The 21,254-nt window shown below is 65.5% G+C and carries 14 protein-coding genes and 4 pseudogenes; 6 read left to right on the top strand and 12 right to left on the bottom strand.

The genetic code is table 11. The features are described 5' to 3' along the window. From HZR81_RS18570 to HZR81_RS18580, 3 genes are all read right to left on the bottom strand, one after another. Positions 1–928: DUF4158 domain-containing protein (locus tag HZR81_RS18570; protein ID WP_500128930.1), on the bottom strand; the 928-nt coding region annotated here is incomplete at its 3' end. Next, complete coding sequence (locus HZR81_RS18575; protein WP_066690344.1) at positions 925–1,518, bottom strand: recombinase family protein; 594 nt, start codon at positions 1,516–1,518, stop codon at positions 925–927. The genes HZR81_RS18575 and HZR81_RS18570, both read right to left, overlap by 4 nt. 304 nt (positions 1,519–1,822) lie before the next feature. Continuing rightward, complete coding sequence (locus tag HZR81_RS18580) at positions 1,823–2,032, bottom strand: hypothetical protein (protein ID WP_161612591.1); 210 nt, start codon at positions 2,030–2,032, stop codon at positions 1,823–1,825. A 1,152-nt stretch (positions 2,033–3,184) separates the two neighbouring features. Here HZR81_RS18580 and HZR81_RS18585 point away from each other — a divergent pair. The 3 genes from HZR81_RS18585 to HZR81_RS18595 all read left to right on the top strand — a co-directional run bounded on the left by HZR81_RS18585 (position 3,185) and on the right by HZR81_RS18595 (position 5,453). Next, positions 3,185–3,772, top strand: coding sequence for a methyl-accepting chemotaxis protein (locus tag HZR81_RS18585; RefSeq protein WP_500128946.1), 588 nt, complete (start codon positions 3,185–3,187; stop codon positions 3,770–3,772). A gap of 45 nt (positions 3,773–3,817) precedes the next feature. Further along, positions 3,818–4,024 carry an eL24 family ribosomal protein gene (locus HZR81_RS18590; protein WP_024542659.1) on the top strand — a complete coding sequence of 69 codons (207 nt, stop codon included), beginning with the start codon at positions 3,818–3,820 and terminating at the stop codon, positions 4,022–4,024. 175 nt (positions 4,025–4,199) lie between these two features. Continuing rightward, complete coding sequence (locus HZR81_RS18595) at positions 4,200–5,453, top strand: MgtC/SapB family protein (protein ID WP_500128931.1); 1,254 nt, start codon at positions 4,200–4,202, stop codon at positions 5,451–5,453. Positions 5,454–5,596: 143 nt separating this feature from the next. Here the strand turns inward: HZR81_RS18595 and HZR81_RS18600 are convergent, their stop codons facing one another. The 6 genes and pseudogenes from HZR81_RS18600 to HZR81_RS18625 all read right to left on the bottom strand — a co-directional run. Continuing rightward, entirely contained in the window at positions 5,597–5,968 is a 372-nt protein-coding gene (locus HZR81_RS18600) for a 7TMR-DISMED2 domain-containing protein (protein WP_500128932.1), read from the bottom strand. A gap of 134 nt (positions 5,969–6,102) precedes the next feature. After that, a pseudogene (locus tag HZR81_RS18605) lies at positions 6,103–6,630 on the bottom strand (methyl-accepting chemotaxis protein); the annotation flags it as partial. 366 nt (positions 6,631–6,996) lie between these two features. Further along, a pseudogene (locus tag HZR81_RS18610) lies at positions 6,997–7,689 on the bottom strand (PAS domain-containing protein); the annotation flags it as partial. Positions 7,690–7,812: 123 nt separating this feature from the next. Beyond that, positions 7,813–7,977: a hypothetical protein gene (locus HZR81_RS18615; RefSeq protein WP_172974191.1), complete on the bottom strand. Its 165-nt coding sequence runs from the start codon at positions 7,975–7,977 to the stop codon at positions 7,813–7,815. Positions 7,978–8,279: 302 nt separating this feature from the next. After that, positions 8,280–9,278 (bottom strand): annotated as a pseudogene (locus tag HZR81_RS18620) (methyl-accepting chemotaxis protein); the annotation flags it as partial. Positions 9,279–9,584: 306 nt separating this feature from the next. After that, positions 9,585–9,866, bottom strand: a pseudogene (locus tag HZR81_RS18625) (PAS domain-containing protein); the annotation flags it as partial. A 554-nt stretch (positions 9,867–10,420) separates the two neighbouring features. Between HZR81_RS18625 and HZR81_RS18630 the strand changes: the two are divergent. After that, positions 10,421–11,386, top strand: a complete 966-nt coding sequence (locus tag HZR81_RS18630) for a TAXI family TRAP transporter solute-binding subunit (protein WP_063541135.1) — start codon at positions 10,421–10,423, stop codon at positions 11,384–11,386. A 116-nt stretch (positions 11,387–11,502) separates the two neighbouring features. After that, the gene (locus HZR81_RS18635) at positions 11,503–14,061 is read left to right on the top strand and encodes a TRAP transporter permease (RefSeq protein WP_500128933.1); all 2,559 of its coding nucleotides are present in this window, start codon (positions 11,503–11,505) and stop codon (positions 14,059–14,061) included. Here the strand turns inward: HZR81_RS18635 and HZR81_RS18640 are convergent. From HZR81_RS18640 to HZR81_RS18650, 3 genes are all read right to left on the bottom strand, one after another. Beyond that, entirely contained in the window at positions 14,058–14,729 is a 672-nt protein-coding gene (locus tag HZR81_RS18640) for a hypothetical protein (protein ID WP_316958634.1), read from the bottom strand. The two genes, HZR81_RS18635 and HZR81_RS18640, sit on opposite strands and share 4 nt — an antisense overlap. A 32-nt stretch (positions 14,730–14,761) precedes the next feature. Beyond that, positions 14,762–16,453 carry a Na/Pi cotransporter family protein gene (locus HZR81_RS18645; RefSeq protein ID WP_500128934.1) on the bottom strand — a complete coding sequence of 564 codons (1,692 nt, stop codon included), beginning with the start codon at positions 16,451–16,453 and terminating at the stop codon, positions 14,762–14,764. 139 nt (positions 16,454–16,592) lie between these two features. Then, on the bottom strand, positions 16,593–17,489 hold the full coding sequence (locus tag HZR81_RS18650) for a cache domain-containing protein (protein WP_500128935.1): 897 nt from the start codon (positions 17,487–17,489) through the stop codon (positions 16,593–16,595). A gap of 236 nt (positions 17,490–17,725) precedes the next feature. Here HZR81_RS18650 and recC point away from each other — a divergent pair, with 236 nt between their 5' ends. Further along, the gene (recC, locus tag HZR81_RS18655; RefSeq protein WP_500128936.1) at positions 17,726–21,160 is read left to right on the top strand and encodes an exodeoxyribonuclease V subunit gamma; all 3,435 of its coding nucleotides are present in this window, start codon (positions 17,726–17,728) and stop codon (positions 21,158–21,160) included. Positions 21,161–21,254: the final 94 nt, after the last annotated feature.

Genomic DNA, 21,254 nt, shown 5'->3' on the forward strand with positions numbered 1-21,254 from the left:
CTAGTTGCTTCATGTGGAAGGCCATCGCATCGACCAGGTTGTCGGTGAGTTGCCGGTAACGCACCCAGGCATAGCACAGCAGGTAGAGCCGGGTCTGATCCGCCTTCAGGTTGCGCAGGTCATGGACGGTATAGAAGTTCGCCAGGCTCGCGTAGTACAGCAGGTTTTGCTGCGAGATACCCAGCTTGGGCAGCAGCGCCTTGGCGATCCCGTGCAGCGGCTCCAGCGTGGCGCGCTTCCCGCGTTCGCGGGCCATCTGACGCCAGCCGAAATCCTTGGCGTCCTGCTTGAGCGCCGCCAGTTGCGACAGGGTGTCGTCACGAACCAGGAGCTGGGCCAGCGTGGCCTTGGCTGATTCGTCCAACACTTCCGCCAGCAGGCTGCCCAGCCGCCGACGTTCGGCGGACAAGACTTCACTGACCAGCTCTTGCAGGGTGGTGTAGCCGGGCCGGATGATCTTGTGCCCGTTGAGCCAGACGATCAGCTCGGCGGCGACGAACCCAAGCGTCACGTCACGGCGCACGATCTGCTCGGCCTGCTGCGCCAGTTGCGGCAGGAAGTCGGCTGCCCACGGCCGGTAGCCGAACAACTCGGCAACCCGCTCGCGCTGGGTGTAGTGCTCGTGCTTGGTGATCGCCTTGCGCTCGAACGGCTCGCCGTGGAAATAGCGGCTCAGCACGAAGGCACAATCGTCCTCGACCTCGCTCCAGTCGAAACGGAAGAAGGCACGCTTGGCCTTGAAGTAGCCGATTTGCAAGACGCAATAGACCTGAGCATGGAGGCCGGGCCGGCTACTGGCGAGCGCCAGTTCGGTTTCAGTCAGTGCCAGGTATTCCAGCCGCTGTGCATCATCGAAATCCGGCAGGCCGTACAGGGCTTCCTGCTCGGCATCCGAAAGGATGGTCAACCGCTCGCTCTTGCCGATCATCGTGATGACGCTCCACGGGAGCCCGTCCAGCCGATCCGCGCCAGGGTCTCAATCAAGGTGGTGCGCTTGACGCTGAAATTGCGACATACCGCCGCCTTGGACATGCCGCCGTCCAGCGCGGCGACGATGGCGTCGAGCTTCTCGCCGGTGATCGCCTGCGGTCGCCCGCCGATCCGGCCGCGTTTGCGCGCGGCGGTCAGGCCAGCGACGACGCGCTCCTGGATCAAGGCGCGCTCATACTGCGCGAGTGCGCCGAACACCTGGAACAGGAACTCGCCCGAGGGCGTCGTGGTGTCCAGGTTCTCCGTCAGCGAGCGGAACGCCACCCGCTTGTCCTTGAGCGAGGTCACGATGGCGAGCAGATGCGACAGCGAGCGGCCGAGCCGGTCGAGTTTCCACACGACCAGCACATCGCCAGGCCGGACGAATTCGAGCGCCCGCGCCAAGCCGGCACGGTCATCCTTCGCGCCGGATGCTCGATCCTCGAACAGATGGCGCGGATCGATGCCGGCGGCGAGCAGCGCATCGCGTTGCAAGTCCGTGCTCTGGCGGTCGGAGTCCGACGACACGCGCATGTAGCCAACCAACATAGGCGGATAACCATTAAAAACAGGTTTCCGTATGGTAGCGCATGGCGACATGGTTTTCCGCACAATTTTGAGGCCATCCAGAGGTTGGTGCACATGACTGTTGCAGATAGGTCGCAAAACACTGGGTTTCCGGCTTACAACCCCTACCTGCTGACAAGATGACGAATAAATTACATTTGCGGAGCGAGTCAACAGGCCGGCCGCCATGTGTTTCAATCATGCAGGACGTCAGCTTGGTAGGTAGGGAGACGTTTTAGAATCGCAGCTAACCACTGCGCCATGGCTTTGACCGGCCACCTCGAATCTAGCTGAGGCAAACTTGAGAGCAAGAAGTAGCAATGCACAGCAGAAAACACCTATCTGGCATTTTAATCCTGTTGGTTCCGGCTTCGCTTGCACTCGCCGAAGGGCTGCCAGGCGTTATCGTCAGTGCTTGAACCTGCGCAAACAGCGCACGGATCAGATCGTTCTTCTCGGCGTGGCCGAGTCGGTCGAGATCGGGCAGTTCATTCATGCCCTCTCTTATCGGCTCCGCCTGCCTGTCCTCAAACCCGGAATAGCGATGCTATTCCGGCCTACCTGAGTAGTTATCATGGGAGAAATCATGCTTGCGAAGACCAGTTCGCGTTTGTGGCTGCTTGCCGCGTTGAGCCTGGGCAGCCTCTTGGCGTTGGGCGGGGCCGGATTTTTCGGCCTGCATTACCTGCACGGCGGTTTGCGCTCGGCGCTCGAAACCGAGGGGCGGCAGATGGAGATACTGGTCGCCCTGGAGCGCGCGCAGACGCACTTGCACAGCCAGATGATCGGCTGGAAGAACATCCTGTTGCGCGGCCACGACAAGGCAACGTTCAACCGCCACGTGGCCGATTTCGAGCGCGAGGAGAAACAGGTGCAGGCCTTTCTCGCCAAGGGCGCCGAATTGATGGATGCGCAGCGGATGGCGACGGACGAAGTGCGCGACCTGCTGGCAACGCATCGCGCCATCGGCGAGAAGTACCGCAAGGCGCTGGCAACCTTCGATCCGTCGAATCACCTCGCCGGGCATGCGGTAGACGACCTGGTCGCGGGGATCGAAACCGGACCGTTGGCCAAGACCGAGGCCTTGCTGCAGAAGATCGAGAACCACGCGCGCAGCGTCGCCGCCGAAACCATGGCCCAGAGCGACGACCTTTACGGGGGGACCCTGCGCGTCTTCGGCATCCTCATCGCCCTGGGCGGCGGTCTTTCGCTGGCGGTGTCCTACGCGATCATCCGCAGTCTGCTGCGGCAATTGGGCGGCGAGCCCGCCGAAGCGGCGGCGATCGCGCGGCGCATCGCCGAGGGCGACCTCGCCTTTCAAGTCCAGACGTTGCCGGGCGATGCCGACAGCCTGATGGCGTCCATGCTGCGCATGCAGACGAGCATTCGGGACGCCGTCGGCCAGGTACGGCGCGGTGCCGATGCCCTGCTGATGTCGGCGCAGCAGCTTGCCGCGGCCAGCCGCGGGGTGGCCGCCAGTTCGGCGGAACAGGCGCAGGCGGCGTCGAACACGACGCAGGCGGTCGAGCAGATCACACAGCGCATCGGGCAGATCTCCGCAAGCGCGATGGACGCCGAGAGCATCGCCGCGCGCTCGGGATCCTTGTCTTCCGAAGGCGAGCGCATCGTCCTGGATGCCGCCAGGGAGATGGAGCAAATCGCCGCTACGGTGCAGCAGGCGGCATCGAGCGTGCAGCAACTCGGCGACGATTCAAAGCAGATTTTCGCCATTGTCAGTGCCATACGGGAGATCGCGGACCAGACGAACCTGCTGGCCTTGAACGCGGCGATCGAGGCGGCCCGCGCCGGCGAACAGGGCCGAGGTTTCGCCGTCGTCGCCGATGAGGTCAGGAAGCTCGCCGAACGAACCACGCAATCGACGCAGGAAATCACCGACATGATCAAAGGCGTCGAGGCCCTGACGGCCCGCGCCGTCGACGGCATGGACACCGGCACGAAGCGTGTCGGCGCCGGGGTGGAGAAGGCGGGCGAGGCGGCGCGTTCGATGGCCGACATGCGGCAGGGGTCGGCGGACGTCATCGTCGCCGTCGGCGCGATCTCGTCGACCCTGGCCGAGCAGCGGCAGGCCTCCGGGGCGGTGGCCGAAAACGTCGAACAGATCGCCCAGTTGTCGCGGCGCAACAGCCAGGCGGTGGAAGACATCGCCGACGCGGCGCGCCAGTTGGAATCGCTCGCGTCCAATCTGCAACAAGCCACGGCGAAATTCCTCGTTTAGCCGATCGCCGCCGGCGCGCCGCCATACAAGAAGGGAGACACAGCCATGCACGAGCACCACCCGATCACCGACCCCGTCTGCGGCATGACCGTCAAGCCGGAATCGCCGCACCGCTTCGATCACGCCGGCCGCGAGCCCGCGTTTGCCGGAAGGCGGTGCGCGCGGATTGGCTGCCTCGCCGTCCGCGAGAATGGCGTCGTAATCCTTGCGGCAGGACGCAAGGCGTTCGGGCGTCAGCACGCCGCCGCCTGATCGACCTCATGGCAAGCGGCGACCAGCAGTTCGATCAGGCGGTTGGCCCAAGCCTGCCCCATCTCCTCGAAGGCGTAGGTCAGTTCCCGCAGGTGATGGGCGTTACTACCTCATATTTCAACAATTATTTTTCCATCTGCCCGACAGTTGGTCAGGTGAACTACGGGAAGCGCCAATGGACCCTAACGTCAACGAGCATCTGATCTCTTTTCTGACCAGCCTGGCCATCGGCCTTCTGATCGGGGTTGAGCGTGAACGCGCCGGTTCGGCAATGGGGTTACGAACTTCGGCCTTGGCCGCGCTGTTCGGCTCCATCGCCGCCCTCGTCGGCCAGAGCGTCGGGGCGCCGTGGTTTCTCCCTGCCGCCTTGCTGGCCATGACGGGCATCATGGTTTTCGGTCAGACCGCGACCGGGGAGAGCGAGAGCCACGCTGGCCCCACCACACGAATGGCCATCCTGCTTTCGTTCACCCTCGGAGCGATGGTTTGGCTCGGCCACGGTCGTTATGCTGTTATGCTAGCCATTGCTGCCGCAGCGCTGCTCCATTTCAAGGCCGAACTGCGCGGCTTGAGTTCACGGATTACTTCCCGCGACCTGGTGTCGATCCTGCAGTTCGCTACGCTGAGTTTTATCGTGCTGCCGCTCCTGCCCAACGTCGGTTATGGACCCTATGGCGCTTTCAATCCTCACCACGTCTGGATGATGGTCGTCCTGATATCCGGCTTGAGCCTCGCCGGCTATTTGGCCATGCGTGCGGTCGGAGATCGCTTTGGCCCGCCCTTGCTCGGTCTGCTGGGAGGACTGGTGTCGAGCACCGCGACTACCCTGGTGTACGCCCGTCATGCCCGCCAGACGCCGACCATGGCGCTGACGTCGTCGATCGTCATTCTCATGGCCAATCTGGTCTTGCCCGTGCGCCTGGGCATGATCGCCGTTGCCATCGCGCCCTCCTTGATGGCGACCCTTTGGCCAGTGTTGGTCGGCAACCTGGTGGCAGGCGGCTTGGCGGTACTGTTCGTCTGGCATCGTTCGCGGACGGGGGGGCCACTTCTTTTGCCGGAAGTTGCCAATCCGACCGAGTTACGGGTTGCGCTGAGCTTCGGTGCGATGTATGCCATCATTTTACTTTTAGCCTCGTGGCTGTCCGATTGGGCGGGAACCCGCGGGCTCTACCTGGCGTCCGCCGTGTCCGGGCTGACCGAACTTGATGCCATCGCATTGTCGACCCTGCGCCTGTTTGGGAATGGGAAACTGGGCGCCGAGGTAGCCGCTAACGCGATCGGCCTGGCGATTCTCTCTAACCTGTGCTTCAAAACTGGCCTCCTCGCCTGGGTCGCAGGGCGCGACTTCCTGTTGCGCTGCCTGCCTGGGATGATGGCTATCGGGATAGGCATTGCAATCGGCATGGGGTGGGTTGGCTATGCTTGACCAATCTCTCGTGTAGTTACGGCTTGCAGCTCTTCCTACGGCTCTGCGCCATGTCCGCTGATCTAAAGGGTGCTGTGCTACGCAAGCTGGGTGATGAGCCAAGATGGGCGGGACTGAGGTTCAGACGCGAGTTGCCCCTCTGGCTAACGGAAATTTCGGCGGTTCCGGCTTACAACCCCATAATGCAGGCGCACCGCGACGCGATCGAGCACCGGCCATTTCAGCAGCAGGTACCAGAGCCTGGCGTGCGCCGCGCTGTTGTGCAGGGAGATGCGCAGCCAGGCGCCGTCAGGCTGCTTGCCCAGGGTTGGCTTGGTCAGCGGCTGCCAGGGCCATTGCGCGCCAGCGGCGTCATCGAAGGACGCCATGGGCTTGCCCAGCACATATTCCACCGCGTCGACCTGCAGTGCCGATGCATCGCGCACCTGCAGCACCGGCGACGGCCCGGCAGCCACCGCGCTCGCGAGCGAGGACAGCAGCATCAGACCGGCGATAAACAGCAGGGTGCGCATCATGGTGGCTTGCCTCGTGGACGTCGCAGCGACTGACACGCATTCTGTCAGTCATCCGGCGCCAGAAACGCGCCGGCTGCAATGCCATCATGCCATCATGCAGCCCATCTGTCCCACACAGCTGACGGGCTGTCGTCTCAGGCGCGCCGGCGTGCCCAGAACTGCTGCACCAGCTCGAGCATGCCATCGGCCAGCTGGGCGACGCCGCTGGCGCTGCGCTGGCTGTGCATGCCGCTGCTGACATGTTGATCCGAGCTGCCGCGAATGCTGACGATGCTCTGGCTGATCTCCTCGCTGGCCGAACTTTGCTGGTCCACGGCGGCGGCGATCTGGTTGCTCATCGCGCTGATCTCGTTGACCCGGTTGTTGATATCGCTCAGCGAGTGTTCGGCCCGGTCGGCATGGCTGACGCTATGCTCGGCCTGTTCGCGGCTGCGCTGCATGACGTCGACTGCCTGCCGCGTGCCGGCCTGCAGCGCGGCGATCATCGTCTGTATATCCGCCGTCGCCATTGAGGTGCGCGAGGCCAGCTGGCGCACCTCGTCGGCCACCACGGCGAACCCGCGGCCCTGATCGCCAGCGCGCGCCGCTTCGATGGCGGCATTGAGCGCGAGCAGGTTGGTCTGCTCGGCAATGCTGTGAATCACCTCGAGCACGCGGCTGATTTCCTGGCCGTGGCTTTCGAGCTGGTGGATGACTTCGGCGGCCTGCTGAATATCGCTGGCCAGGCGGGTGATGCTGCTGCCGGTCAGGCCGACGATCTCCCGGCCGCTGGCGGCTTCGCTATCGGCCTGCGCGGCGGCTTCGGCAGTGCGCTGTGCGTTGAGCGCAACTTCCTGCACGCTGGCAGTCATCTGCTGAATGGCCGTGGCAATGAGGTCGGTTTCCTGCTGCTGTCGCGAAGCGCTTGCGGAGTTGCCATGCACCGCGCCAAGCAGGTTGCGGGCGTGATCGCTTAGCTGCCGGCTGCAGTCGGCGATGCGCCCGACCATGGCTCCGGCTTCGGTTTCCAGCATCTTCATGGCAAAGGCGATTTCGCCGATCTCGTCCCTGCGTCCGGTATAGATCAGTTGGCTGACGGGATTGCGGCCGATGCGCCGTGCCTGTCGGACCAGCTGTACCAGCGGTGCCAGTGCCAGTGCCGTCAGCCCGGCGGCAGCCGCGCCAGCCAGCACGACGGCGGTTGCACCCGCGATTAGCGGCGCGCCGCCCAGCAACGCGCCGAGCGCCGCACCGGCAGCGCCGCCGAGGCCTGCCAGCAGCGCCACCCGAGCGCGCAGGCCGAGCGCTGGCGGGCGCAACGAGACCGCAGCCCGACCGTCGCGCATCTGCGCATAGAGTGCCTCGGCGGCCTGGATCTGTTCGGGCTGCGGGCGGGTCCGTACCGATTGGTACTCAACCACCTTGCCGTTGCGGCTGACCGGCGTGGCGAAGGCGCTGACCCAGTAATGGTCGCCGTTCTTGCAGCGGTTCTTGACGATGCCCATCCACGAGCGGTTCGCCTGCAGCGTCCGCCAGAGATCGGCGAACGCGGCCTCGGGCATGTCCGGATGACGCACGGTGTTGTGCGGCTGACCCAGCAGCTCGTCTTCGTCGAACCCGGAAATCGCCACGAAATCAGGATTGGCGTAGCTGATGGTGCCTTTGAGGTCGGTGGTCGAGAGGATGTTCGCCGTGTCGTCCACGATGACTTCGCGGCCGCTGACGGGCAGGTTGAGGCGCATAAACAGATCTTCCTTGGTAATGGGTCTGAGTACGCGAGGCAGGTTCGGCGGCGCGGCTTCTGTCGGCGCGCTCGCGGGATGCGGCGGGGCATCTTGTACGGCAGTCAGGTTACGAATCGGTGATCAGTCATCCTCCTTGCCGCCCGCATCGGTCTCCAGCTGCTCCAGCAGGTCGATCAGGCGTCGGCGCAGTTGGCCGAGTTCGCGCGACTTGAAGGAGCGGCGGGTGCGCTCCAAGACCTGAATGGTCTCTTCCAGGGCCTCGCGCAGGGTCTCTTCGGTCAGCATTGCTTGTTCTTCGTAGCGTCACATGCAGGTTGGGTGCCGTTTGTTCGCCCGGCGGTTCTGCCCTGACGGGGTTCGTCGAGGGCAAAAAAAGGCGCCGGCCGTATGCACCCCTGATGGGATGTCACGGCTGGCGCCTTAGCTATCAGGTCCGGGTGTCCTGAGCGGTAAAGCAACTTTCGCAAAATGCGAAACTGGTGGCATTTTGCCTGTAGCCAAGTGTGGTAACAAGCCCGGCAAGCGCATTATGGCGCCGTTCCGGCAGCGCCCTGCGTCGCACCATTACGGGGCATCCTCGCCCTGCTTCAGGCACGTCGGCGGGTCCAGAACTGGTCCACCAGCATTTCCATCCGGCCGGCCAGCTCGGCGACGCCCGAGGCGCTTTGCCGGCTGCGCAGGCCGCTCTCCACGTGATGGTCCGAACCGCTGCGGATGCTCACGATGTTCTGGTTGATGTCCTCGCTCACCGCGCTCTGCTGCTCGACGGCCGCGGCAATCTGGATACTCATTTCGCTGATCTCGTTGACCCGACTATTGATGCCCTGCAGCGAGCGCGCCGCCTGTTCCGCCTGCTCGACGCTGTGCATGGCCTGCTCACGGCTGCGCTGCATGACCTCCACCGCCTGGCGTGCGCCGCCCTGCAGGGCGGCGATCATGCTGTTGATCTCCTGAGTCGACTGCTGGGTCCGCGATGCCAGGTTGCGCACCTCGTCGGCGACCACGGCGAAGCCGCGGCCCTGTTCACCCGCGCGTGCCGCCTCGATGGCGGCATTGAGGGCCAGCAGGTTGGTCTGCTCGGCAATGCCGCGGATGACGTCCAGCACCTTGGTGATGTCGTTGCTGTGCATCTCCAATTCGTGAATCACCTCACCGGCCTGCTGGATGTCCAGCGCCAGCTGGCCAATGGCGGCACCGGTGCGATTGACCACCTCGGTGCCGGTCGCGGCTTCGCTATCGGCACGGCTGGCGGCTTCGGCGGTGCGCTGTGCGTTGCTGGCCACCTCCTGCACGCTGACTGCCATCTGGTTGATCGCGGTGGCGACCTGGTCCGTCTCGACCTGCTGACGGGCAGCGCTCTGTGTGCTGCTCTCCATCGCGCCGAGCAGTTCCTTGGCGTGCTGGCTGAGCTGGCGGGACGCATCGCCGATGCGTCCGACCATGGCGCCGGCCTCGGTTTCCAGCATCTTCATGGCGAAGGCGATCTGGCCGAAATCGTCACGGCGGCCGGTATAGATCAGCTGGCCCACCGGGTTTTCGCCGATTCGCCGCGCCTGTTCGACGAGCCGTTGCAGGGGGGCCAGCGCAAGATAGGCCAGGGTGCCGGCCGTCGTTGCGGCGACGGCCGTGGTGACCGCCGCGAATGCGAGACCCACACCACCCAGCAGCGCGCCGGCGAGCACGACGGGCGCGCTGCCCAGCGCCGCCAGTAGCGCGACGCGGCTGCGTACGCCCAGCGGGGCGCGCCGCAGTGCGGCCGGTGGGCGTTTTTCACGCAGCTGCGCATATAGCCGTTCGGCCGCAGCAATTTGCGCCGGTTGTGGTTTGGTTCTTACGGACTGGTACTCGACGACCCGCCCGTTGCGACTGATCGGCGTGACGAAGGCGCTGACCCAATAATGGTCACCGTTCTTGCAACGATTCTTCACCATGCCCATCCACGATCGGCCGCCGCGCACGGATGACCAGAGATCGCCGAAGGCTTCGCTGGGCATGTCCGGGTGGCGGACGATGTTGTGATGCTGTCCGAGCAGTTCGTGCTCTTCGAATCCGCTGACGCGGATGAAATCGGGATTCACGTAGGTGATGTCACCGTCGAGATCCGTGGTGGAGAGGATATTGGCGGTGTCGCTGATTGAAACGTCGCGGCCAGTGACCGGCAGGTTCATGCGCATGATGGGTCTCGTCAACAAGGCAAGGTGTTGTTCGGTTCCCTGGGCGCCTCTGCCGGCGCATCGGGATGCACCGTACCTTCCGTGTCGGTCTCGCCTTCTCGGCGATTCGCTTCCTGCTTCAGACGGCCCAGCGGGTCGTTCGGAACTTGTGTAGCGGTGCAGCGGACACGGAAAACGCGCCAGCACGGGTTCGCTATGTCAACGGCCCTGTTGGCTTACCATCGCCCTGACAGATCAGGACGATGTCATAGTGATATCAGTCTCTATGAACGCTTAATACGACTGAAGTCCTACTACCGTGGTCAGGCATATCAATATGGCTGAGTGCCACCAATATTGTACATATTCTTTGCCTTGTACAATGGCTGTACATAAAAACTTCATCCCTGAGCCGCAACCCTGGTTCAAGCGGCCGGTCCTAGCTAGGGATGCAGGGTAGGAACGGCACGCAGGTCGCGAAGGCTGTTGCCGACGCCGACGCCTGCTAGACTCAAGTTCCGCGCAGACTCACAAGGGATGCCCGGGACCGAAAACAACCAAAAAGGAGTGCATCCATGAAAGGCAAATCCTTGGCATGGATCTTTACCGCCGCTCTGGCGGGTACCGGCCTGAGCGGAGTAGCACAGGCGCAAGAGAAGTTCGTCACCATCGGCACCGGCGGCCAGACCGGCGTTTACTATGTCGCCGGGCAATCGATCTGCCGCTTCGTCAACCGCAATGCGGAAAACATCAAGTGCAACGCGCCGGCCAGCGGCGGCGGCGTGGCCAACGTCAACGGCCTGCGCAGCGGCGAGTTCAACTTCGGCATCATGCAGTCCGACCACCAGTACAAGGCGATGGAAGGCGTCGCGCCGTTCGAGAAGGAAGGCAAGATGGACGACATCCGTGCCGTCTTCTCGCTGCAGAGCGAAGTCTTCACCGTGCTGGCGCGTCGCGACGCCAACATCAAGGGCCTCGATGACCTGAAGGGCAAGCGCGTCAACATCGGTAACCCCGGCTCCGGCCAGCGCGATACCCTCGAAGAAATCATGAAGGAAAAGGGCTGGGACAAGTCGGCCTTCGCCCTCGCCGCCGAACTGAAGCCGGCCGAGCAGGCCAGCGCGCTGGGCGACAACAACATCGACGCCATGACCTACTTCGTCGGTCATCCGAATGGCGCCATCCAGGAAGCCACCACCACCGTCGATGCTGTCCTGGTGCCGATCACCGGCCCGGAGATCGACAAGCTGCTGGCTGCCAAGAGCTACTACACCAAGGCCGAGATCCCCGGCGGCCTGTACAAGGGCAACGACCAGCCGACGCAGTCCATCGGCGGCAAGGCCGTGCTGTCCACTACCGCCAAGGTCGATGCCGAAGTGGTCTACCAGCTGGTGAAGTCGGTGTTCGAGAACATCGAGCGCTTCCAGCGTCTGCACCCGGCATTCAAGGATCTCAAGCCGGAAGAGATGATCGAGGTCGGCCTGAGCGCGCCGCTGCATGAAGGCGCCGAGCGTTACTACAAGGAACGCGGCTGGCTGTAAGGCTCGACAGGCCGCGTCGTTCGCCGGCCTGCTCGCCGTGCCTTAGCTGAAAACCCGTGCGCCGTATGGCCACGGGTTTTCGCGGTTCCGTTACCTGAAAAAACAGGCCTCATTTCATGCAAGACAAACAACTGTCCACCGAGGAACTGATCGCCCAGGATGTCGGTGCGCGCCTGCCCGAAGGCCCGATGGCCGCGGTCATCGCCGGGCTGGCGCTGCTCTGGTCGTTGTTCCAGCTGTGGATCGCCTCGCCGCTGCCCTTTGTACTCGGCTTCGGCGTGCTGAACGACACCGAGACCCGCTCGATCCATCTGGCATTCGCGCTGCTGCTGGCGTTTCTGGCCTATCCGGCCTTCAAGAAATCGCCGAGAGACCGCGTCCCGCTGTTCGACATCGCCTTGGGGCTGATCGCTGCCGCGACTGCCGCCTACCTGTTCATCGCTTACGAGCAACTGGCGCAGCGACCCGGCAACCTGACCACCATGGACCTGATCACGGCCTGCCTCGGCATTCCGCTGCTGCTGGAAGCCACGCGCCGTGCCCTCGGTCCGCCGTTGGCAATCATCGCCCTGATATTTCTCGTCTACAGCGTCGCCGGCCCCTGGATGCCCGGTCTGCTCGCCCACCGTGGGGTCAGCTTTACCGCGCTGGCCAACCACCAGTGGATCACCACCGAAGGCGTGTTCGGCATCGCGCTCGGTGTCTCCACCAGCTTCGTCTTTCTCTTTGTACTGTTCGGCGCACTGCTCGAACGCGCTGGCGCGGGCCACTATTTCATTCAGCTGGCCTTCAGCATGCTCGGGCATTTTCGTGGCGGCCCGGCCAAGGCCGCGGTCGTGGCGTCGGGCATGACCGGACTGATTTCCGGCTCGTCGATCGCCAACGTGGTGACCACCGGCACCTTCACCATCCCGATGATGAAACGCACCGGCTTCTCCGCGGAAAAGTCCGGCGCGGTGGAAGTCGCCTCGTCGGTGAACGGCCAGATCATGCCGCCGGTGATGGGCGCCGCGGCGTTCCTGATGGTCGAGTACGTCGGCATTCCCTACGTCGAGGTCATCAAGCACGCGTTCCTGCCGGCGCTGATCTCCTATATCGCGCTGGTCTACATCGTGCACCTGGAGTCGCTCAAGCTGGGCCTGACTGCGCTGCCGCGGGCCAACGTGGCCAAGCCCTGGATGCAGCGGCTGATCGGCTTCGCCTTCGGTGCCGCGCTGATTTCGGGGCTGTCGCTGGGCGTCTATTACGGCCTCGGCTGGCTCAAGCCTGCGCTGGGCGACTCGGCGCTGTGGGTGATCGGCGCGCTGCTGGCGCTGGTCTACCTGGCACTGCTGAAGGTGGCGGCAAGCAACCCGCCGCTGCCCGCCGAAGACCCCGACGCGCCACTCGAGGCGCTGCCGCAGACCCGCCCGGTGCTGCTCTCCGGCCTGCACTTCCTGCTGCCGGTGGTGGTGCTGGTCTGGTGCCTGATGATCGAACGGCTCTCACCCGGCCTCTCGGCATTCTGGGGCTCGGTGATGCTGGTGATCATCCTGCTCACGCAGCGGCCGCTGCTGTCGATGCTGCGCAAGGACGGCGCCCACGAGCACGGCACCTTCATGGACGGCGTGGTCGATCTGCGCGAGGGCCTGATCGCCGGTGCGCGCAACATGATCGGCATCGGTATCGCCACCGCGGCGGCGGGCATCATTGTCGGTGCCGTCTCGCAGACCGGCGTCGGCCTGGTGCTGGCCGATCTGGTCGAGCTGCTGTCGATGGGCAATCTGCTGTTGATGCTGCTGCTCACCGCGTTCCTCAGCCTGATCCTTGGCATGGGCCTGCCGACCACCGCCAACTACATCGTGGTGTCCAGCCTGCTGGCACCGGTGATCGTCGCGCTGGGCCAGCAGAACGGCCTGATCGTGCCGCTGATCGCGGTACACCTGTTCGTCTTCTATTTCGGCATCATGGCCGACGTGACGCCGCCGGTGGGGCTGGCCTCGTTCGCTGCCGCCGCAGTGTCCAAGGGCGATCCGATCAAGACCGGTATCACCGCCTTCTACTACAGCCTGCGCACCGCGGCGCTGCCGTTCCTGTTCATCTTCAACACCGACCTGCTGCTGATCGATGTGGACTTCTGGCACGGCGTTCTGATCTTCGTCGTGGCGACCATCGCCATGCTGATCTTCGCCGCCGGCACCCAGGGCTACTTCCTGGTGCGCAGCCGCTGGTACGAAAGCCTGCTGTTGCTTTTGGTGGCATTCACCCTGTTCCGTCCGGGCTTCTGGATGGACATCATCCACGACCCCTACCGCGACATCGAGCCGACCGAACTGGTGCAGGCACTGGAGCGGGTCGGGGAGGACAGCCAGCTGCGCCTGCGCGTGCTGGGTGAGGATGATGTCGGCGATCCGCGCGAGTTCGTCGTGCTGCTGGCGATTCCTGACGGCGAGAGTGGCGAGGAGAAGCTGGAGAAGATCGGCCTGATGACCTATGTCGAGGAGGGCAAGGTGCTGGTCGACAGCGTGACCTTCGGCAGCCCGGCCGCCGAGGCGGGGCTGGAGTTCGACCAGCAGATCCTCAGGGTGCGCGCGCCGACCGATCGCTGGCCCAAGGAATTCATATGGGTTCCGGGCTTCCTTCTGTTCGCGCTGATCGTCTGGCTGCAACGGCGGCGACTGGCGCAGGGTCGCTAAGCGGGTCGGCCGGCGGGCGCAGCGATGTCCCCGCCGGCCTGACCGACGTGCTCGACCATCCAGGCGCGCACCTGGCGCCGCTCGCGACGGGTGCACAGCTGGCGGGTGAGCGGGCTGTCGGGCAACAGCTCGGCGCCGTCCAGGGTAAAACGGCGGGACACGCCCAGCGGATGACGATCCGAGCCATAGAAGGCCACCACGCGGATCTCCATGCCCAGAAACTGCCATTCGCCTTCCGGCTGGTGCCCGCGCAAGTCGATGCCATGCTGCTCGGCTGCCCGTCGCAGCAATGCCTGGAAGCTGCCGATGTGGGTGAAATCACCGCTGCGCAGCGGGCCCTGGTGGGTGGTCTGGTACAGCGCCAGATCGGGCGTCGCCTCATCTTCCTGACTTTCGCGGATATCGGTTACGTCGCCGAGCAGGCGGCCGCGGTTGGTATCCAGGCAGATCAGCACCTGATTGATGAACATCGGTTCGGCGCTCATGTTGGAGATCAGGCACAGCGAGGTTAGCCCCTTGCCGGCGCCGCGATTGATGATCAGGTTGGGTCGCCGCTGGCGCTTGAAGTTGGCCAGCAGCAGGTGCGCATAGAAGAGCCAGACCAGCAGTGTGCAGGTGGAAACCACCAGCGTGAGCAGCGGCTGATATTCGCGAACCCAGTCGAGCATAGGGGCCTCGTTGCGGATTGAAGCGGCTGCGGTCAGCCGGTGGGATGCGCGCGGCCTGGCAGCGGATGGTCGAGGGCGCGGTCGTCCGCTCGCGCCTCGGCAGACCGCCGCGTGTCGAGCGCGGCTGCCTCCAGCGCGGCATGCGCGGTGCTGCAGAACAGCGAGTTGAGCCGTTTCATGTCGGCGATGAGCTCCAGGTGCGCCGAGCTGGTCTGCAGGCTCTCGCTGACGCCGTGATGCAGACGTTCCACATGCGCGTGCGCCATGCGGCGCTCACTGCGGCGGAATTCGCGCTTGTGCTGGAGCAATTGACGGGCGCCGTTGGCATCGCCGGAAAGGAACACCGAGAGTCCCAGGCGCAGGTTGGCTAGCAGCTGCTCGAGCAGCGCCTGCAACTCTTCCAGGCCCTGTTCGGAAAACGGCCGGCGGGTCGAGGTTTTCAGGTCGCGAAGCTTGCCCAGCATGTGTTCGGCGCTGTCGCCGGCCTGTTCCAGATTGATCGCCAGCTCGATGATCTCCGCCCAGCGGCGCTGCTCGTCCTCGGCGAGGTCGTCGCGAGGCATGCGTGCCAGATACAGCTTCACGGCGTTGTAGAGCGCATCGACATCGTCGTCCAGGCGACGGATTTCTTCGCCGGGCTCGGGACGGTCCTCGCGCAGCGCCTCCAGCAGGCGCACCAGCATCAGTTCGACCAGATCGCCGATACGCAACGTCTCCCGCGTGGCGTTGGCCAGGGCCAGACTCGGCGTTTCCAGTGCCGCCGGGTCCAGGTGCCGTGGCCGGGCCACGCCGCCGTCCGTTTGCCGCTCCGGCAGCAGGTTTTCGCACAGGTGGGCCATCGCCGGCACGGTGGGCAACAGCAGCAGGCAGCGCAGGCTGTTGTAGGCGAGGTGGAAGCCGATCACCTGTGTCTGGGTGCTGAAGCCTAACCCGCCCATCCAGGTTACCAGCGGTTCGAGAAACGGCAGCACGGCCAGTCCGGCCAGTTTGTACAGCAGGTTGCCAAGGGCCACGCGGCGCGCCGGCACCGGTTGCAGGCTGGCATTGAGCCAGGCGAGCAGGCCGCTGCCGACGTTGGCCCCGATGACCACCCCCAGCGCCACCGGTAGACCGATCAGGCCGGCACCGGCCAGGGTGGCGATCAGCAGGACCGCGGCAAGGCTGGAATAGGACAGTAGTGCGAACACCGCGCCGACGACGACCGCCAGCAGCGTATCGCCGGCCAGCGAGGAGAACAGCACACGCATGCCGCGCGCTTCGGTGATCGGCGCCGCAGCCTGAACGATCAGCTGCAGGGCAAGAATGATCAGCCCCATGCCGATCAGCACGCGCCCTAGCTGGCCGCTGCGGCTCTGCTTGCGTGACAGGAATAAACACACACCCAGCAGTGTCAGCAACGGCGACAGCCAGGACAGGTCCATCGTCAGAACCCGTGCCATGAGTGCGGTGCCGACATCCGCGCCGAGCATGATCGCCAGGGCGGTGGGTAGCGCCATCAGGCCCTGGGCGACGAAAGAGATGACCAGCAGTGCGGTGGCGTTACTGCTCTGTACCAGGGCCGTGACGCCGATGCCGGCGCCGAATGCCAGCGGCGTGTGGCCCATGCTCCGCCCCAGCAATCGCCGCAGATGCGAGCCGTACACGCGCATGATGCCGGTGCGCACGATGTGCGTACCCCACACCAACAGGGCGATGGACGACAACAGGTGCAGCAGGGTCAGCATCGTTCGGGGCTCCTTCCCCGGCGAGCGGCAACGACAAAGTTCTGCGTCACAAGGACGCAGAACTGCACCGGGGATATCCGATTGACCCTGACCTGCCGGGCACGTTCACCGAAACGTCACGTGCCGGGGCGCATCTCACTCAGGGGCGGGTGTAGTAGCCAACCCCAAGCAGCACGTCATCGACCCGCTGGATCAGCGAATGCTTCTGCTCGACAGCGTTGGTCGCCGGGTTGCGCCAGACGTAGTCGACCGTGCCGGAACCCTGCTTGCGCGCCAGCTCGATCATGTCCTTGAACAGCGGCTTGCCGGCGGCATCGGTAACGTTGCGCACGTCGACGCCCACCAGGTTCGGCGAGCTGCCGCTGGCGCGATAGCGACCATCGTCCAGGCCGATCGCGAAGACATACTCGTCGTTGTAGACGAAGCCGCCGCGCGGATCGTTGAAGCTGCGGAAGGCTGCCTCGGCGCCCTTGTCCTTGACCTGTTGCACAGCACGCTCGAGCAGCGCCTGGGCCTGCTCGGCGGTGGCGCGGGAGATGTAGTAGCCGACGCAGAGCACATGGTCGCCGACCTTGCGGAACTGGCTGACCTTGTTCTCCAGCTTGTTATCGGCCGGGTTGAGCCACTGATACTCGACCTCTCCGCTGTCCTGGCGCGTCGACTTGTCGAGAATCTCGCGCATGAACGGCTTGCCGGCGGCATCCTTGAGATCGCCGACGTTAAGTCCCACCAGGCTGGCCGATGGGCCGCTGCTGGCCTGCATGGTGCCGTCCTCGCCGAGCACGAAGATGTAGTACTGGCCGCGGGCGAATTCGCCGTTGCGGTCGTTGAAGGTGGCCAGGGCCTGTTCCGGGCCCTTGGCCTGGTAGGTCAGCACGGCCTGGTCGAGCAGGGCGCGGGCGTTGCTGGCGTGGCTGCGCTCCACCGAGCCGAGGGTCCGCTCGCGGGCCGCTTCCTCGGCCTGCAACGTGAACGGTACGGCGCCCAGCGTGGCGCAGATGGATAGGACGAGCAGCTTCTTGCGGTTCCGGTACATGAACGACTCCTGCGCTTGTGACGGGCGACGAAGCGGCCGCCCCTCGATCCCATGCTAGGCAGCAATCGCGGAATTGATATTGGTCGTGAGAAGCAGAAAGGCAGCGCGAAAGGATGAGAAAAGGCCCTGGGCGGCGCGACAGGAGCTGTCGCACGGCAAGTGCAAACTGGCCTCGCCGGCTCGCTCCCTCATCTGGCGGCCTGTAACCTAGCGACTTCTGTTCACGCGGTGCGCCCATGCTCAGCCTCTACCACGCCCCTGATCTCGAAACCCTCGGCGAACTGGCCACCACGCTGCTCGCCCAGCCGCTGGCCGACCCCTTCGCGCCGGCGCGGGTGGTGGTGCCGAGCCAGGGCATGGGCCGCTGGCTGACCCTGGAGCTGGCGCGCCGGCAGGGCATCGCCATGCAGCTGGAGTTGCAGCTGCCGGCAGCGTTCGTCTGGGACCTGAGCCGCACGGTGCTGGGCAGCCTGCCCGAGCAGTCGGCGTTCTCCCCGACCACCCTGACCTGGCGCCTCTACGGCTGGCTGTGCGAGCCGGCCAATCTCGAGCTGGCGCCGCGTCTGGCGCAGTACCTCGATGGCGGCGATGAGCGCCGGCGGCTGTCATTGGCGGCCAAGATCGCCGACGTCTTCGACCAGTACCTGCTCTATCGCGACGATTGGCTGGCGGCCTGGGAGCGTGGCGAAACCCTCGACCTCGGTCCCGACGAAGCCTGGCAGGCGCTGCTCTGGCGCGAACTGACCAAGGACGGCCACCCGCACCGCGCGCGCCTACTCGGCGACCTGCTGCAGCGCCTGTACCGCGACGAGCCGCTGCCGGACCTACCCGAGCGCCTGCTGGTGTTCGGAATCAGCAGCCTGCCGCCGCACCACCTGCGCGTGCTCGACGGCCTGGCGCGGCATATCGACGTGGTGGTCTGCGCACTCAACCCGAGCCGCGAGGCCTGGGGCGAGATTCGCGATATCCGCGAGTTGGCAAGGCAGCTTCCTTCTTCCGGACGGCTGGGGAGCGTCGCGAGCGAAGAGCAGGCGAGGCAAAACCCGGCGAGGGAGCGGAGTGTACAGGCCGTACATGAGCATCCGACCGGGCTGGCGCTCCAGCTGGGTTTTAACGAAGCCTCCTTGAGCGCAGTAGCTCCCCAGCCGTCCGGCACGGATGACTGGTATCTGGACGTGGGCCATCCGCTGCTGGCGAGTCTCGGCAAGCAGGGCCGCGACTTTTTCGACTCGCTGTTCAGCCTGACCGCCAGCGAAGGCAGTCAGGAATTCGGCCTGTATTCCGAAGACGAGGACCTGCACGACGACAGCCTGCTGCATGCCTTGCAGAACGACATCCTGCGCCTGCGCACCCGCCTGCCCGATGAGCGGATCACTCTGGCCGAGAACGACCGTTCGCTGGAGGTGCATATCGCCCACTCGCCGCTGCGCGAGGTGGAAATCCTCCATGACCAGCTGCTGGCGCGCTTCGCCGCCGACCCGGCGCTGACGCCGGACCAGGTGGTGGTGCTGACCCCCGACATCGAACGTTATGCGCCCTTCATCGAGGCGGTGTTCGCCCCGCGCGAGGGCAGCCCGCGGATTCCCTACAGCCTCGCCGACCGCAGCCTGCGCGCCGAGGTACCGTTGATCGAGGCCTTCCTTGAACTGCTGTTGCTGGCGCAGAGCCGTTTCGCCGCCGAGGAAATCCTCGCCTGGCTGGAGCAGCCGGCCATCGCCCGCCGCGCCGGCATCGAGAGCGAAGACCTGCCGCTGCTGCGTGACTGGCTGCGCGAGGCCGGCGTGCGCTGGGGCCGCGATGGCGAGCAGCGCGCACGGCTGGGGCTGCCGGCCGAATCAGCCTTTACCTGGCGCCAGGGGCTGGACCGCCTGCTGCTGGGCTTCGCTGCACCGCCGCAGCTGGCCGGCGACCGCGCGCCCTTGCTTGGCGAGCACTGGCCGCTGGACGCGCTGGAAGGCGCGCGCGGGCAGTTGCTCGGGCGATTGGTGGGCTTCGTCGAGCGGCTCGGCAGCCTGGCCGATCAACTGGCTCGGCCGCGCCCGCTGGCCGAGTGGGCGGATGACCTGCAAGTGCTGATCGATACGCTGTTCGACGAGCGCGAGGCCGGCGAGACGCTGCTGCTGCTCTCCCAGGCCTGCGCCGCCCTGCGCGATCAGGCCCAGGCCGCCGACCTCACCCGGCCCATCGAGCTGGAACTGGTGCATCAGCAGCTCAGCGCCGCGTTGCAGCAGGGCGGCGGCGCCTCGGGCTTCCTCACCGGCGCGGTGACCTTCTGCACCATGGTGCCGATGCGCAGCCTGCCGTTCCGCGTGGTCTGTCTGCTCGGCCTGGACGATGGCGCCTTCCCGCGGCGCACGCCGCCGTCGGGCTTCGATTTGATCGGCCGGCATCCGCGCCGTGGCGACCGGGCGCGGCGCCTCGACGACCGCTACCTGCTGCTGGAGACGCTGCTCTCGGCGCGCCAGGCGCTGTACCTGTCCTATGTCGGCCGCGACCCGCGCGACAACGCCGTGCTGCCGCCCTCGGTACTGCTCAGCGAGGTACTGGAGGCGGTGGACATGACCGCCGTGCTGGCCGACGGGGCGCGGCCGGTCAGCCAGACGATCCTCATTGCGCATCCGTTGCAGCTGTTCTCGCCGCGTAATTTCGGCGAAGCGCCCTGTGCCGGCTATTCGCTGCCCTGGTTCCGCGCCGCCCAGCGCCTGGCCGAGCCACCACAGGCGCAGGCGCAACCCTTCGCCAGCCTGCTCGCCGAACCCGATGAGGCCTGGCTGACCATCGAGCCGTCGCAGCTGCTGCAGTGCTTCCGCCACCCGGCGCGCTTCCTGCTCGAACAGCGCCTCGGCCTGCGCCTTGCCGATGATCAGGAATCGCTTGCCAGCGACGAACCGTTCGACCTGGAAATGCCGGCCTGGAACGGCCTGCGCCGCCTGTCGCTGCAAGCGATGGAGCAGGGCTGGAGCGACGAGGAGGAGCGGCGCATGGCCTGCGCGGCGGGCTGGCTGCCCACCGGTGAACTGGGCCAGGCGCTGTGGGGCAAACTGCGCGGACCGGTCCGTGCCTTTGCACCGCGGCTGTTCGAACAGCGCCCGGACGCCGTGCCCGAGCCGCTGCCGGTGGATATCACCCTGGCCGGCGTGCGCGTGCATGGCTGGCTCGATGGCGTGACGCCGGGCGGGCTGTTCGGCTGGAAGCTCGGCCGCCTGGGCGAATGGGACCTGCCGCCGTTCTGGCTGCGCCACCTGCTGCTCAACCTGTGCGCCACGCCCGGCATCGAACGCCACAGCCTGATGCTTTCGCCGGCCGGTGACTGGCAGCTGGGGCCGCTGGCCAACGCCGCCGAGCTGCTGGAGCCCTGGCTCGCGGCCTACCGCAGCGCGATCCGCGAGCCTCTGCCGCTGTTGCCGCGCAGCAGCCAGGCGTTCGCCCGCGGCTACCGCAAGCCGAGCCGCGGCAGCGAGCCGCTGGACTGCGCCCGCAAGCGCGCCCGCGAAGCCTGGCTCGGCGCCGAGTTCAGCCCCATTGCCGCCGAAGCCGAAGACCCCTGGAACGCCTTGGCCTTCCGCGACCGCGATCCGCTGGACGAGCGTTTCGAAACCTTGGCCGAACAGCTGATCGGCCCGGCGTTGGATGCGTTGGCGGATGGAGAGGAGCAGAGTGATGACGTCTGAAGCATTGTGTCTCCACTTGCTGCCGTGCCTGTTCGACGGTCAGGGTTTCGCCCCTGATGGGCGAGTCACTTTCTCTTTGCTTGCGGATCGCCGC

This window comes from Pseudomonas sp. LM13 (assembly GCF_041381355.1).
Lineage (GTDB): Bacteria > Pseudomonadota > Gammaproteobacteria > Pseudomonadales > Pseudomonadaceae > Stutzerimonas > Stutzerimonas frequens.

Coding starts and splice junctions, on each gene's coding strand:
- HZR81_RS18615 (WP_172974191.1), bottom strand. CDS start 7,977: ATGCTGACCGAAGAGACCCTGCGCGAGGCCCTGGAAGAGACCATTCAG.
- HZR81_RS18650 (WP_500128935.1), bottom strand. CDS start 17,489: ATGTACCGGAACCGCAAGAAGCTGCTCGTCCTATCCATCTGCGCCACG.
- HZR81_RS18585 (WP_500128946.1), top strand. CDS start 3,185: ATGGAGCAAATCGCCGCTACGGTGCAGCAGGCGGCATCGAGCGTGCAG.
- HZR81_RS18645 (WP_500128934.1), bottom strand. CDS start 16,453: ATGCTGACCCTGCTGCACCTGTTGTCGTCCATCGCCCTGTTGGTGTGG.
- HZR81_RS18600 (WP_500128932.1), bottom strand. CDS start 5,968: ATGATGCGCACCCTGCTGTTTATCGCCGGTCTGATGCTGCTGTCCTCG.
- HZR81_RS18595 (WP_500128931.1), top strand. CDS start 4,200: ATGGACCCTAACGTCAACGAGCATCTGATCTCTTTTCTGACCAGCCTG.
- HZR81_RS18640 (WP_316958634.1), bottom strand. CDS start 14,729: ATGCTCGACTGGGTTCGCGAATATCAGCCGCTGCTCACGCTGGTGGTT.
- HZR81_RS18635 (WP_500128933.1), top strand. CDS start 11,503: ATGCAAGACAAACAACTGTCCACCGAGGAACTGATCGCCCAGGATGTC.
- HZR81_RS18580 (WP_161612591.1), bottom strand. CDS start 2,032: ATGAATGAACTGCCCGATCTCGACCGACTCGGCCACGCCGAGAAGAAC.
- recC (WP_500128936.1), top strand. CDS start 17,726: ATGCTCAGCCTCTACCACGCCCCTGATCTCGAAACCCTCGGCGAACTG.
- HZR81_RS18630 (WP_063541135.1), top strand. CDS start 10,421: ATGAAAGGCAAATCCTTGGCATGGATCTTTACCGCCGCTCTGGCGGGT.
- HZR81_RS18590 (WP_024542659.1), top strand. CDS start 3,818: ATGCACGAGCACCACCCGATCACCGACCCCGTCTGCGGCATGACCGTC.
- HZR81_RS18575 (WP_066690344.1), bottom strand. CDS start 1,518: ATGTTGGTTGGCTACATGCGCGTGTCGTCGGACTCCGACCGCCAGAGC.